Origin of the sequence: Oryzobacter terrae (assembly GCF_042756445.1) — a bacterium.
In the GTDB taxonomy this organism is placed as follows: domain Bacteria; phylum Actinomycetota; class Actinomycetes; order Actinomycetales; family Dermatophilaceae; genus Oryzobacter; species Oryzobacter terrae.
The window spans coordinates 2497764-2510760 of the sequence record NZ_CP170578.1 but is presented as its reverse complement, the minus strand read 5'-3'; the positions used below and the strand labels follow the sequence as shown (position 1 = coordinate 2510760).

Below are 12997 nucleotides of genomic sequence, written 5' to 3'. Positions count from 1 at the left end.
ACGGGCCGGCCCGACAGCACCCACCACCCCGTGCTGTCTCACCCCCGAGACCACCCCCGTCCGAACATCGACCAATAGGTCACGACGGGTACATCCGCGCCGGAGGGGTGGCGTACCTGTCGTGACCTATTGGTCGATTCGTGTACGGGGCTCAGGCGTGGGAGGGCACCGGGGCGCGGTCGGCGGCGGCGACGAGGGCGGCGTAGCGACCCCCGGCCGCGGCGAGCTCGTCGTGCGTGCCCGACTCCACGAGCCGGCCACCGTCGAGCACGGCGATCCGGTCGGCGTCGCGCACGGTCGAGAGCCGGTGGGCGATCGTCACGGTCGTGCGCCCGCGGGCCAGCTCGTCGAGGGCCAGCTGGAGCGCCCGCTCGGTCGCCGTGTCGAGGGCCGAGGTCGCCTCGTCGAGGACGAGGACGGGTGGGTCGCGCAGGATGGTGCGCGCCACGGCCAGGCGCTGCTGCTCGCCGCCGGAGAACCGGTGACCGCGCGCCCCCACCATCGTGTCGAGGCCGTCGGGCAGCGAGGCGACGAGGTCGGCGACCTGCGCCGCGGCCAGGGCCCCCCACAGCTCCCCCTCCGAGGCCTCGGGCCGAGCGAGCAGCAGGTTGTCGCGGACCGACGCGTGGACGAGGTAGCTCTCCTGCGAGACGACGCCGACGACCGACGCGAGGACCTCGGGGTCGAGGTCGCGCACGTCGACCCCGTCGACGGTGACGCGCCCGGTGTCGGGGTCGTGGAGCCGGGCGAGGAGCCCGGCGACGGTCGACTTGCCCGACCCGGTCGGCCCGACGAGGGCCAGCGTCGACCCGGCGGGGACGGTGAGCGACAGCCCCGCGACGGCGTCCCGGTCCGAGCCGGGGTACCGCAGCGTCACGTCCTCGATGCGCACGTCGCCGCGCACCCGGCGCGGGTCGAGCGCCACCGGCGACACCGGCGCCGGCACGTCGGGCACGAGGTCGAGGTACTCGAAGACGCGGGAGAACAGGGCCATCGAGGCGACCCACTGGGCGCCGACGTTGAGCAGCCCCATGAGCGGGCGGAAGATCCCGCCCTGCAGCGCGGTGAACGCGACGAGCGTGCCGATCGTCATTCCGCCCGAGGTCGCGGGCAGGCCGGCCGCCAGGTAGACGAGCGCGGGGATGACGGAGAAGACGATCTGCATCGTCGCCATCCGCCAGCGCCCGGCGAGCTGCGAGCGCAGCTCGAGGTCGACGAGCGAGTCGGAGGTCGTCGCGAACCGTTCGGCCGCGCGGGGGCCGGTGCCGAGGGTCTTCGCCAGTCGGACGGCGCTCACCGACAGGCCCTCGTCGATCTGGTGGTTGAGGTCGGCCAGCGCACCTTGCTGGCGGGCCGTCACCTCGCGGCGGATGAGCGCGACCTTGCGGGTCAGCCAGATCGCCGGCGGGATGACGACGAGGGAGAGGAGCGACAGGCGCCAGGACAGCGCCGCCATCGCGACCGCCGTGGCGACCGCGGTCGTGACGTTCGAGGCGATCGAGGTCGCCGTCGACGTGACGACGCCCTGCATCCCGCCGACGTCGTTGACGAGGCGCGACTGCACCTCGCCGCCTCGGGTGCGGGTGAAGAAGCCGAGCGACTGGCGCTGGAGGTGGGTGAAGACCTCGGTGCGCAGGCCGTGCATGACGCGCTGGCCGACCTGGGTCGACAGCCACGTCTGGACGACACCGAGCAGCTGGGTGACGGCCGCGACCGCGACCATGCCGCCGACGGCGAGGAGCAGAAGCCGGACGTCCTGCTGCGGGAGGGCGACGTCGACGACCTCGCGGACGAGGAACGGTTGGGCCAGCCCGACGACGCTCGTCACGACGATGATCGCGACGACGACGCCGATGCGGGCGCGGTGCGGTCCGAAGAGGGCGAGGACGCGGCTCATCGGGACGGGGGCCTCGGCGAGGCGGGCCCGGTCGCGGGGGTCGACGGTCATGGCGCCGCCGCGTCCGCCGCGGCCGCCGCCGTGGGAGCCGCGGGCACCGTGGCCGGGGTCGCCGCCGGGGCCGCCCCCGAGGTGGGTGTCGGGGACCGGGAGCGCAGAGGCGCTGCCACCGGTCGGGTGGGTGGTGGATCGGGAGTGCGTGACGGTGGCCGTCATGGGCACCCCTCCTTCCTGTCGTGGTCTTTGGTGAGGTTACCTCACAATGAGCCCAACACATGACTTCGCGCTAGCATTCCCCGCATGCCCGCACTCCCTGATGGCGACCGCCAACCATCGCGGCACGACCGCCGGTCCACGGCGCGGGACAGCGCGGCCGAGGCCGACCTCGGCGACCTCGTGATGCGCCTGGCTCGCTCGCTGCGGCACCGCGGGGCGGAGGTCACGGCGCCGTGGGGGCTGGCCCCGCACCAGGTGCGGGCGCTGCGGGTCGTCGCACGGCACGGCGACATCCGGCCCGGCGAGCTCGCCGCGCACCTGCGGGTGGCCCCGCGCTCGGTGACCGACGTCGTCGACTCCCTCGAGGAGCGCGGGCTCGTGCAGCGCCGCCCCGACCCCACCGACCGCCGGGCCACCGTCCTCACGCTGACCGCCGACGGCCGGGCCCTCGTCGCGGAGGTCGAGACGGCCCGCAAGGCCGACGCCCGGACCTACTTCGAGCGGCTGACGAGCGACGACCGCGCCGCCCTCCGCCGCATCCTCACCACGCTCGAGGACGACGAGCCCGGGGACGGCTGAGCCGCACCGTCCGCTCCACCCCGGAATGGCGCACTCCACCCCGGTTCAGAACCGGGGTGGAGCTCACATTTTCGGGGTCACCCCGAACTTGTGACAGGGAGCAGGAGCAGGGGTCAGGGGCGGGTGACGAGGATGCCGTCCTCGTCGGCCCAGAGGGTGGCTCCGGGGACGAACTCGACGCCGCCGAAGGACACCGGCACGTCCTGGTCGCCGACGCCGTCCTTGGCGCTCTTGCGCGGGTTCGACCCGAGCGCGAACAGCCCCAGCGGCAGCGAGCCCAGCGCCACGACGTCGCGCACCGCCCCGTTCACCACGACGCCGGCCCACCCGTTGGCGACGGCTGCGGCGCCGATCAGGTCACCGACGAGGGCCGACTCGAGCGACCCGCCGCCGTCGACGACGAGCACCCGACCCTCCCCCGGCGAGCCGAGCACCGACTTCACGAGGGCGTTGTCGCGGTGGCAGCGCACCGTGCTCACGACCCCCGAGAACCGCTGCACCCCGCCGATCCGCCGGAACTGCAGCGAGCACGACTGGAGGGCGTCGCCCTGCTCGTCGTAGAGGTCGGCGGTCGCGACGCCGTCGCCCATCACTCCGCCTTGACGGCGAGGACGGGGCACCGGGCGTCGAGGAGGATCCGCTGCGCGACCGACCCCATGAGGAGCTTGCCCACGGCGGTGCGGTGGCGCAGCCCGATGACGACGAGCACGGCCGAGCGGGCCTCCGCCTCGGCGACGATGGCCTCGGCGGTGTCGGACCCCTCCTCGACCCGCACGACCTCGACCGAGACGCCGAGCTCGGCGAGGTCGCGCTCGACGCGAGCCAGGTCGTCCGCACCGGCCCTCCGCGGGTCGACGAGGATGTCGTCGCGCGACATGTTGAGGACGACGAGCGGCTGCGAGCGCAGCCGTGCCTCCTCGACGCCGGCGCGAAGGGCGGCCTCTCCCAACGCGTTCGGCACGTAGCCGACGAGAACGGTCATGATCCGGGTCCTTCCAGCTTGGCAACACGGTCGAGCTCGGCACCGGCGGAGGGCCCGTCCCCGGGACCCCCGTCGCCGCCACGGCCACGCCGCACGAGCCTGGAGATGAACGGCCACAGCAGGACGGTGGCGATGAAGGCGTAGCAGACCCACGCGACGGGACCGCCGAGCAGGCCGGAGACCTCGCCGCCGGTCAGCTGGAGCGCCTGCCGGACCTTGCGCTCGAACAACGGCCCGAGGATCGCCCCGACGATGAGCGGGAGCACCGGGAGGCCGAAGCGCCGCATCGCGAAGCCGACGAAGCCGAGGGCGAGCAGCAGGTACAGGTCGAACGGCTGGCCCTGCACCGCGTAGGCGCCCATCGACGCGAAGAACAGGATCCCCGCGTAGAGGTAGGGCCGCGGGATGCGCAGCAGCTTGGCCCAGGTCGGCGCCAGTGGCAGGTTGAGCACGAGGAGGAAGAAGTTGCCGATGAACAGGCTGGCGATGAGCATCCAGACCAGGTCGGGCTGCTTGGTCAGCAGCAGCGGGCCGGGCTCGATGCCGTAGGACATGAAGGCCGCGATGATGATCGCCGCCGTCGCGTTCGTCGGCAGGCCGAGCGCCAGCAGCGGGACCATCGTCCCGGCGGCCGAGGCGTTGTTCGCCGCCTCGGGACCGGCGACGCCCTCGATGGCGCCCTTGCCGAACTCCTCGGGGTGCTTGGTCAGCTTGCGCTCGGTCAGGTACGACAGGAACGTCGGGATCTCGGCGCCGCCGGCGGGGATCGCGCCGAAGGGGAACCCGAGCGCCGTGCCGCGCAGCCAGGGCTTCCACGACCGGCCCCAGTCCTCCTTGGACATCCACGGCCGTCCGACGGGGATGACGGTCGCGGCCTTGCGGCGCAGGTGGGCGGCGACCCACAGCGCCTCGCCGACGGCGAAGATGCCGACGGCGATGACGACGACGTCGATGTTGTCGGCGAGGAAGGGGCTGCCGAAGGTGAGCCGCTGCTGGCCGGTGACGAAGTCGGTGCCGACGAGGCCGAGCGCCAGCCCGACGAGCAGCGCCGCGAACCCGCGGACCCGGGACGACCCGAGGATGGCCGCGGTGCCGACGAACGCGACGAGGATGATCGCGAGCAGCTCGGGCGGGCCGAGGGTGATCGCGAAGTCGACGACCTGCGGCATGACGAAGACGAGCAGCGCGGTCGCGATGGTGCCGGCGACGAACGAGCCGATCGCCGACGTCGCGAGCGCCTGGGCGGCGCGCCCCGACTTGGCCATCTTGTTGCCCTCGAGGGCGGTGACGACCGAGGACGACTCCCCCGGGGTGTTGAGCAGGATCGAGGTCGTCGACCCGCCGTACATGCCGCCGTAGAAGATGCCGCCGAAGAGGATGAGCGACTGCTCGACCGGCAGGCCGTAGGTGACGGGCAGGAGGAGCGCGACCGTCATGGCCGGCCCGATGCCCGGGAGGACGCCGACGGCGGTGCCGACGGTGACGCCGAGGAGGGCGATGAGCAGGTTCATCGGCGTGATGACGTCGGCGAACCCGCCCAGGAGGGCGTTGACGTTGTCCATCAGAGGATCCCCTGGAGGATGCCGGCGGGCAGGTTGACCCCGAGCCCGATGGCGAAGCCGTAGAAGGTGATGAGCGACAGGGCGACGCCGATGGCGAGCCCGCGCACGTGGTGGCGGTTGCCGAGCGCGAACGCCGACATCGCGAAGAGCAGCGCCCCGCTGATGACCCAGCCGAGCGGCTCGATGAGGACGGCGTTGAGGGCGAACGCCCCCGCGAGCAGCGCGACCGTCCTCCAGTCGGCCGCCTGGCCGAGCTCGACGTCCTCGCCGGCCTCGGCCTCGCCGACCCCGCCGCGGAAGACGTCGAGGGCGTAGAGGGCGGCGACGACGAGGAGGGCCCCGCCGACGACGAACGGCATGGCGCGCGGACCGATCGGGTCGTTGCTGCTGGTGACGGCGCCGAGACGGCTCGCGTCGACGATGACGACCACCCCGACCAGGGCCAGGGCCGCGCACAGTCCGTACTGCGCGCGGTCCCTGACCGAGGTGGTGGCCGTGGTGGCCTCGGTGGTCATGTCAGGCCAGGCCGAGCTTCTTGAGGATGTCCGCGACCTCGGTGTCCTGCGCCTTGAGGAAGGCACCGAACTCGTCACCGGTCTCGAACGCGTCGACCCAGCCGCGCTTCTCCAGCTCGGCCTTCCAGCCGGCGGAGGCGTGCATCTTGGTGAAGGCGTCGATCCAGACCTGCTTGTCCTCGGCGGAGATGCCGGGGGGAGCCACGACGCCGCGCCAGTTGGTGAACTCGAGGTCGATGCCCGACTCCTTGAGGGTCGGGACGTCCTCGAGCGCCGCGACGCGCTCGGCCGAGGTCACCGCGAGGACGCGGACGTCGCCGGCCTCGACCTGGTCGAGGAACTCGCCGAAACCGCTGGCACCGAAGGCGATCTTGTTGCCGAGCAGGGCGGGGAGGAGCTCGCCGCCACCATCGTAGGAGACGAAGCTGACGGTCTTGGGGTCGATGCCGACCGCGGCCGCGAGCTGCATCGGGAGCAGGTGGTCGGGGCCGCCCGGCGACGAGCCGCCGCCGACGGCGAGGGCCTTGGGGTCCTTCTTCCACGCGTCGACGAGCGAGGTGATGTCCTGGTACGGGGAGTCCTTGGGCACGACGATCGCGCCGGCCTCCTCGATGAGCTTGGCGATGGGGGTCGTGTCGTTGAGGGACGCGGCCGACTTCTGCGTGTAGGCCGCGCCGACGACGCCGAGGCCCATCTGCATCGCGAGCTTGCCGTTGCCCTTCTCGTTGACGACCCGCTGGAGGCCGACGGTCCCGCCGGCACCGGGAAGGTTGAAGACCTGGACGGTGCCGGTGATCTTCTCCTTCTCCATCACCTGCGCGGCCGTGCGCGCCGTCGTGTCGTAGCCGCCGCCCGGGCTGTTGGGGACCATGTACTGCAGCCCGGTCGCGGGGGCGCCGCCACCGCTGGCCGAGGAGGACGCGTCGGCGCCGCCCTGGTCCTTCGTGGCGCCGCAGCCGGTGAGTGCGAGGGAGGCCGCGACGACGGCCCCGAGGGCGATGCGGTGGAGTCTCATCGTTGAGATCACTTTCGTGTGGTGAAGTCGGACGCGATGATCGTCGTGGCGCGGCGGCCCCCTGTCGCGCTTGTGTCGGCAGAGAAGGTTGTGTTCATTGTGGTCAGGCTGAGGCGCCGTCGGACGACGCTGGCGGGGCAGCTGTTCGCCCTCCAGCTCGCGATCATCGCCGTCGTCCTCGTGGCCGTCGCCGCGGTCTCGCTGGCCCAGTCGGAGGCGACCTTCGAGCGCGTCGAGGGACGCCGGGTCTCGGCGATCGCCGAGCAGGTCGCGTCGAGCCCCCTCGTGCGGGCGAACCTCGACCGGCCCGAGCAGCGCACCGGGCTCGCGACCCTGGCCCTCAGCCTCGTCACCCAGACCGGCGTCACGTCGGTCACCTTCGCCGAGCCCGACCTCGACGTCCGGGTGTCGACCGACCCCACCCTCGAGGAGCGCCGGCTCCCGGTCGGTGACCCGCGGGTCGCCCGGGGCGGGAGCTGGTCGGGGACGCTCACCATCGGCGGCCAGGAGCTCATCGCGTCGCAGGTGCCAGTGCTCGCCGGGGACGACGACGACAGCGACCCGTCCACGCGGTCGAGGGCGGGCGAGCGGCTCGGGACGGTCATGGTCGCCGAGGTCGCTCCCTCCACCCTCGAGCGGCTCCAGGGCACCTCGTCCTACCTGCTCACCTACCTCGGGATCGCCCTCGCGGTCGGGCTCGGGGGGTCCTGGCTGCTCTCGCGCCGGATCAAGCGGCAGACCCGCGGGATGGAGCCGCGCGAGATCGCCGGCCTGGCCGAGCACCGCGAGGCGATGCTGCGCGGCATCGCCGAGGGCGTCATCGCGCTCGACCCGCAGCACCGGATCACCCTCGTCAACGAGGTCGCACGCCACCTCCTCGACCTCCCGGAGCACGCCATCGGGATGGCCGTCGCCGACCTGCGGATCGAGGGCCGGCTGCGCGAGGTCCTCGTCGGCGAGAACGTGCGTGCCGCACCGGGCGACGACCCCGACGACCTCGTCACCGCGGCCCGCGACGAGGTCGTCATCCGCCGTGGGAAGGTGCTCGTCATGAGCACGATGCGCGTCGTCAGCGGCGACCGCGTCCTCGGCACGGTCACGACGATGCGCGACCGCACGGCCCTCGCCGACCTCGAGCGCGAGATCGGCTCGTTCCGCTCCACGGCGCACGTGCTGCGCGCCCAGGCGCACGAGTTCGCCAACCAGCTGCACACGATCAGCGGGCTCATCCAGATCGGCGAGCACGAGGAGGTGGTCCGCTACGTCGACGCCCTGAGCGAGCGTCGCCACGCGCTCGACCTCACGGTCAACACGCTCGTCCACGACCCGACGATCGCGGCTCTCCTCATGGCCAAGGTCGCGACCGCCAACGAGCGGCGGGTCGAGCTCACCCTCACCGAGGACACCCGGCTCGAGCGGCTCGAGCCCCACGACGCCGCCGACGTCGCGACCGTCCTCGGCAACCTCGTCGACAACGCCCTCGAGCACGCCCCGCGCGGGTCGGCGACGGCGCCGTTCGTCACGGTGCGGATCGGCCAGGACGCGAGCACCGTCGAGATCCGGGTGTCCGACTCGGGCCCCGGCATCCCCGACGAGGTGCGGTCGTCGGTCTTCGAGCACGGGGTGACGACCAAGCGGGTCGACCCGATGGAGCACGGCGTCGGGCTCGCCCTCACCCGGCTCGTCTGCCGGCGTCGCGGTGGCGAGATCGACGTCGAGCGGGTCGACGGCGTCACCTCCTTCATCGCGCGCCTGGGTGTCTCCACCTTCGTGGACCCCGAAGCGGCAGAACCGGTTCCGCACGAGGCGACGACGTGATCAGGGTCCTCGTCGTCGACGACGACTTCATGGTCGCGCGGATCCACGTGGGGTTCGTCGAGCGGGTCGACGGCTTCGAGGTGGTGGGGGTCGCCCACTCGGGAGCCGAGGCCGCCGACGCCGTCGCGACGCTGCGCCCCGACCTCCTCCTCCTCGACCTCTACCTGCCCGACCGGTTCGGCCTCGACCTCCTCGCCGACCTGCGCTCCGGTCCCGCCCCCTGCGACGCCATCGTCATCACCGCGGCCAAGGAGTCGGAGGCCGTGCGGGCCGCGGTCCGCCTGGGGGTCGCCGACTACGTCCTCAAGCCCTTCGGGTTCGCCGACCTCGAGGAGCGGCTGCGCCGGTACGCGGCCAACCGGGCGCTGCTCGGCGCCGCCGAGGTGAGCGGTCAGGCCGACGTCGACCGCGTCTTCGCCCGCGTCTCCGGCTCCTCGAGCGCCTCGGCCGTGGCGCTGCCCAAGGGGATGAGCCCCGAGACCGCCAGGCTCGTCGAGGACGCGCTCGCGGCAGCGGCCGAGACCCTGTCGGCGACGGAGGTGGCCGAGGGCGTCGGGCTCTCCCGGGTCAGCGCGCGCCGCTACCTCGAGCACTTCGTGACGACGGGGCGCGCCGACGTCCGCCTGCGCTACGGCTCCACCGGCCGGCCCGAGCGCCGCTACCGCTGGGTGGGCTGATGGCGAACGCCCCGGCCGCCGGCCACGCCCTCGACGTCCTCGCGCTCATCGCCCGCCGTGGCGAACCCGTGCCCGCGGCCGCCATCGCCCGCGACCTCGGGCTGCCCCGCTCGAGCGTGTACCACCTGCTCGCCGTCCTCGTGGACCGCGGCTACGTCCGGCACCTGCCCGAGGAGCGCCGCTACGGGCTGGGCCTGGCCGCCTACGAGCTCGGCTCCGCCTACCAGCGCCAGGCGCCGCTCGAGCGGATGTCGCGCGGCGTCATGGACCGCCTCGCGGAGGCCACCGGGCAGAACGCGCACCTCGCCGTGCTCCACGGGCGCGACGTCCTCTACGTCATCGAGCAGCGGGCGCCCGGGCGGCCCCTCCTCGTCACCGACGTCGGGGTCCGCCTGCCGGCCGCGCTCACGGCCTCCGGGATGGCGATGCTCGCCGCCCTGCCCGCCGCGCAGGTCCGGGCGCTCTACCCCGACCGGGCCGCCCTCGTGCAGCGCGACGGCCGCGGGCCGACGTCGACGACCCAGCTGCGCGCCGAGCTCCAGGCGGTCCGCCAGCGCGGCCACGCGGTCGAGGACGGCCTCGTCACACCGGGACTCGGCTCCGTGGCCGTCGCCGTCCTCGACCACAACGACTACCCCGTCGCCGGAGTGGCGGTCACCTTCCCGCAGGCCGACGTCGACGCCGCCGCGACCGTGCGGCTCGTCGGGGCGGTGCGCCGGGCGGCGACCTCCCTCAGCACGCGGCTCGGCCGAACCGCGCCCTGAGGGAGCGCCTCGGCCTCAGACGCCGATCCGCGACCACGGGCCCCAGATGGCGAAGCTCATGCCCGCGCTGGCCTGGATGTTGACGAAGAGGGTGTGGCCGTCGGGGCTGAAGGTCGAGCCGGCGAACTCGTCGTCGTAGCGGGGCTGCCCGGTGCGCGAGTTCTGGACCCGGTTGAGCGCGATGTCCCAGAGCTGCCCACCGCGCGAGAGCCCGCGGACGTAGTTGTCCTGGTTGCCGTCCTCGCACACGACGAGCGTGCCCGTGCGGCTGACGGTGATGTTGTCGGGGAAGTCGAAGGTCTGCTTCGCGGGCGACTGGTAGACGAGGAAGAGGGTCTCGCTGCGGGTGTCGTAGCCCCAGACCTGGCCGAAGCCCTTGCCGTAGCCGCCGACCGAGTCGGGGCCCGTCATCGCGGCGCCGCCGCCCTGGGTCGAGGTGAAGTACACGACGCCCTTGTCGTGGATCGTCCCCTCGAGCCGGGAGAACCCCGCGGCGCCCTGGGCGCGGCCCTGGTCGCCGACGTGGTTGATCGCGGTGTCGTTGCTCGTCGGCGCGACCTGGCCCGGGGTGTAGGCGTAGGTGGGGTCCGGGTCGTCGATGTCGACCCACTCGACCCTGTACCGGGCGCCCTTGCGCTGGGTCGCCTCGAGGTGGGCGCGGTCGACGCCCTTGACCTTGAGCATCTGGAGGCGACCCTCGTTGTCGAGGCGACCGGTCTCCATCGGGGAGGTGCGCGGGGTGTAGCGGTAGAACCCCGAGGGGAAGGCGAAGTTGTCCTCGCTGAGGTAGAGGCTGCCGCCGCGGGGGTCGAAGGCGACGGACTCGTGCGCGAACCGGCCTGCCCGGGTGACGGGTTCGCCGTTCGAGCGGCCGGTGGTCGGGACCTCGAAGAGGTAGCCGTGCGGCTTCGTGAGCGGGACGTTAGAGGCACCGGTGAAGTCGGGGCCGACGTCGGGGCCGTTCACGGTCTCCTCGCACGTCATCCACGTCCCCCACGGCATGGGGCCGCCGGAGCAGTTCATCATCGTGCCGTTGAGACCGGTCCACGACCTGGCGACCTCGCCGGTGAGGCTGACGTCGACGACGGTGCAGCCGCCCCGGGCCATCGGGTCGTAGGTGTGGTCACCGACCGGGCCGAAGGCCGGGCCGGGGTTGTTGACCTCGTGGTTGCGCACGAGCGTGACGCGGCCTCGGTGGGCGCCCCGGAACGCGGCCATCCCGTCGTGGCGACCCGGCAGCGCCGTGCCGTCGTCGAGGGTGACCGGCGACTCGGTGTCATGGAAGGAGCGGTAGCGGAACCCCTCGGGCACGTGGAGGCGGACGGCGCCGTCGCGCTCGTCGGGCACCGGACGCAGCCCGCGGAACGCGGGCGCCCCGAGGGCCGACGCCGGTGCGGCGACCAGCCCCTGGAACGGTCCCCCGAGGACGGCGCCGCCGGCGACGACGGCCCCTCCCTTGAGCACGGTGCGGCGTTCGATCGACATGGTTCTCGCTCCCATCGGTGGCGGACGGCGGATCCTCCACCGTAGGACGACACCCGCGCGAACGGGGGTGTGCGGACGTGCGCCCTTGAACGCCCTCTCAGGCGATGAGCGGGCCGCTGAACGAGGGGTTGCCTCCCTCGTCGTAGCCCTGGCGCTCGCGCCCGCACCGAGAGCGGAGGTCGTACCCGCCTCCCCGGCCCGGGACCTCGCGGTTGACGTGGCGCTCCCACCGGTGCACGCCGACGAGGCACGACAGTCGCGTCATGGGGACACCTCCTCCTGCTGCCCGGCCGGCTGCGCCCCGTCCATCGTCCGCCGGTGCCTCACGCCGGGCCATGGCCCGGTCGGGCCATGGCGGTCGGGGGGCCCTACCGTGGCGGGATGAAGGCGATGACGATCCCCACCCCCGGCGGGCCCGAGGCCCTCGTCCTGGCCGAGGTCGAGCGACCGGAGCCGCGGGCCGGCGAGGTGCTCGTCGAGGTCGCGGCGGCCGGGGTGAACCGGGCCGACCTGCTCCAGCGGCAGGGCCACTACCCGCCGCCGCCAGGGGAGTCGGAGGTGCCCGGGCTTGAGGTGAGCGGCCGGGTCGCGGCCCTCGGTGAGGGGGTCGACGGCTGGGAGGTCGGAGACCGGGTGTGCGCGCTCCTCGCCGGCGGCGGCTACGCCGAGTTCGTGAGGGTGCCCGCCGGGCAGGTGCTCCCGGTGCCCGCGGGGGTCTCGCTCGTCGAGGCCGCGGCACTGCCCGAGGTCGCGTGCACGGTGTGGTCCAACGTCTTCCTCACGGCGAACCTCCAGCCCGGCCAGACCCTCCTCGTCCACGGCGGGTCGTCGGGGATCGGGACGATGGCCATCCAGCTCGCCCGCGCGGTCGGGGCGCGGATCGCGGTGACGGCCGGCTCCGCCGAGAAGCTCCGGGCCTGTCGCGAGCTCGGCGCCGAGGTGCTCGTCGACTACCGCGAGCAGGACTTCGTCGAGGTCGTCTGCGCCGCCACCGACGGGCACGGTGCCGACGTCATCCTCGACAACATGGGTGCGTCCTACCTGGCCCGCAACGTCGACCTCCTCGCCACGGCGGGGCGGCTCGTGGTCATCGGGATGCAGGGCGGGACCCGGGCCGAGCTCGACCTGTCGGTCCTGCTCCGCAAGCGCGCCGCCGTCATCGCGACGTCGTTGCGGTCCCGGCCGGCCGACGAGAAGGCCACGATCGTCGCGGCGGTGCGCGAGCACGTGTGGCCGCTCGTCGCGTCCGGGCGGGTGCACCCCGTCGTGCAGGCGACCTACCCGCTCGCCGCAGCCGCCGACGCCCACCGCGAGCTCGAGGCGAGCACCCACGTCGGAAAGGTCCTCCTCACGACTTGAGGTGGGAGCCGTGCCCGCGGCCGCCATGGGGATCCAGGAGCAACGGAAGCCCCGAAGCATGACCCGTCCGGAGAGGTCCGGATGGATCACCTGGTGCGCCACCCCTTGCGGACGGTCGGCCCCCGTGA

General features: G+C 73.4%; 13 protein-coding genes. 5 read left to right on the top strand and 8 right to left on the bottom strand.

The window, feature by feature from the left end:
- Window positions 1-151 precede the first annotated feature (151 nt).
- Window positions 152-1948 (bottom strand): ABC transporter ATP-binding protein, encoded by a 1797-nt coding sequence (locus ACFWN3_RS11860; protein ID WP_377645587.1) that lies wholly within the window; start codon window positions 1946-1948, stop codon window positions 152-154.
- A gap of 249 nt (window positions 1949-2197) precedes the next feature.
- Here ACFWN3_RS11860 and ACFWN3_RS11855 point away from each other — a divergent pair, with 249 nt between their 5' ends.
- Window positions 2198-2692, top strand: a complete 495-nt coding sequence (locus tag ACFWN3_RS11855; RefSeq protein WP_377639822.1) for a MarR family winged helix-turn-helix transcriptional regulator — start codon at window positions 2198-2200, stop codon at window positions 2690-2692.
- Between the two features lie 113 nt (window positions 2693-2805).
- Here ACFWN3_RS11855 and rraA read toward each other — a convergent pair whose 3' ends face one another.
- Genes rraA through ACFWN3_RS11830 form a run of 5 tightly spaced genes read right to left on the bottom strand, consistent with a single transcriptional unit; the run spans window position 2806 to window position 6766 of the window.
- Window positions 2806-3282: a ribonuclease E activity regulator RraA gene (gene rraA / locus ACFWN3_RS11850; RefSeq protein ID WP_377639820.1), complete on the bottom strand. Its 477-nt coding sequence runs from the start codon at window positions 3280-3282 to the stop codon at window positions 2806-2808.
- Complete coding sequence (locus tag ACFWN3_RS11845; protein WP_377639818.1) at window positions 3282-3674, bottom strand: universal stress protein; 393 nt, start codon at window positions 3672-3674, stop codon at window positions 3282-3284. The genes rraA and ACFWN3_RS11845 overlap by 1 nt, the downstream gene beginning before the upstream one ends.
- Window positions 3671-5236, bottom strand: a complete 1566-nt coding sequence (locus ACFWN3_RS11840; RefSeq protein ID WP_377639816.1) for a tripartite tricarboxylate transporter permease — start codon at window positions 5234-5236, stop codon at window positions 3671-3673. The genes ACFWN3_RS11845 and ACFWN3_RS11840 overlap by 4 nt, the downstream gene beginning before the upstream one ends.
- Window positions 5236-5751 carry a tripartite tricarboxylate transporter TctB family protein gene (locus ACFWN3_RS11835; RefSeq protein WP_377639814.1) on the bottom strand — a complete coding sequence of 172 codons (516 nt, stop codon included), beginning with the start codon at window positions 5749-5751 and terminating at the stop codon, window positions 5236-5238. Before ACFWN3_RS11835 ends, ACFWN3_RS11840 begins: the two co-directional genes overlap by 1 nt.
- Before the next feature lies 1 nt (window position 5752).
- A complete protein-coding gene (locus tag ACFWN3_RS11830; protein WP_377639812.1) occupies window positions 5753-6766 on the bottom strand; it encodes a Bug family tripartite tricarboxylate transporter substrate binding protein in 1014 nt (337 codons plus the stop codon).
- A 99-nt stretch (window positions 6767-6865) separates the two neighbouring features.
- Here ACFWN3_RS11830 and ACFWN3_RS11825 point away from each other — a divergent pair, with 99 nt between their 5' ends.
- From ACFWN3_RS11825 to ACFWN3_RS11815, 3 genes are read left to right on the top strand one after another with little or no spacing between them, the layout of a single operon-like run.
- Window positions 6866-8584 (top strand): ATP-binding protein, encoded by a 1719-nt coding sequence (locus tag ACFWN3_RS11825; protein WP_377639810.1) that lies wholly within the window; start codon window positions 6866-6868, stop codon window positions 8582-8584.
- Complete coding sequence (locus tag ACFWN3_RS11820; RefSeq protein ID WP_377639808.1) at window positions 8581-9261, top strand: response regulator; 681 nt, start codon at window positions 8581-8583, stop codon at window positions 9259-9261. The genes ACFWN3_RS11825 and ACFWN3_RS11820 overlap by 4 nt, the downstream gene beginning before the upstream one ends.
- The gene (locus ACFWN3_RS11815; RefSeq protein ID WP_377639806.1) at window positions 9261-10025 is read left to right on the top strand and encodes an IclR family transcriptional regulator; all 765 of its coding nucleotides are present in this window, start codon (window positions 9261-9263) and stop codon (window positions 10023-10025) included. Before ACFWN3_RS11820 ends, ACFWN3_RS11815 begins: the two co-directional genes overlap by 1 nt.
- 15 nt (window positions 10026-10040) lie before the next feature.
- Here ACFWN3_RS11815 and ACFWN3_RS11810 read toward each other — a convergent pair whose 3' ends face one another.
- Together ACFWN3_RS11810 and ACFWN3_RS11805 are read right to left on the bottom strand one after the other, a co-directional pair.
- The gene (locus ACFWN3_RS11810; RefSeq protein WP_377639804.1) at window positions 10041-11510 is read right to left on the bottom strand and encodes a PhoX family protein; all 1470 of its coding nucleotides are present in this window, start codon (window positions 11508-11510) and stop codon (window positions 10041-10043) included.
- Between the two features lie 97 nt (window positions 11511-11607).
- Window positions 11608-11775, bottom strand: coding sequence for a hypothetical protein (locus ACFWN3_RS11805; protein WP_377639802.1), 168 nt, complete (start codon window positions 11773-11775; stop codon window positions 11608-11610).
- Between the two features lie 116 nt (window positions 11776-11891).
- Here ACFWN3_RS11805 and ACFWN3_RS11800 point away from each other — a divergent pair, with 116 nt between their 5' ends.
- Window positions 11892-12869 (top strand): NAD(P)H-quinone oxidoreductase, encoded by a 978-nt coding sequence (locus tag ACFWN3_RS11800; protein ID WP_377639800.1) that lies wholly within the window; start codon window positions 11892-11894, stop codon window positions 12867-12869.
- Window positions 12870-12997: the final 128 nt, after the last annotated feature.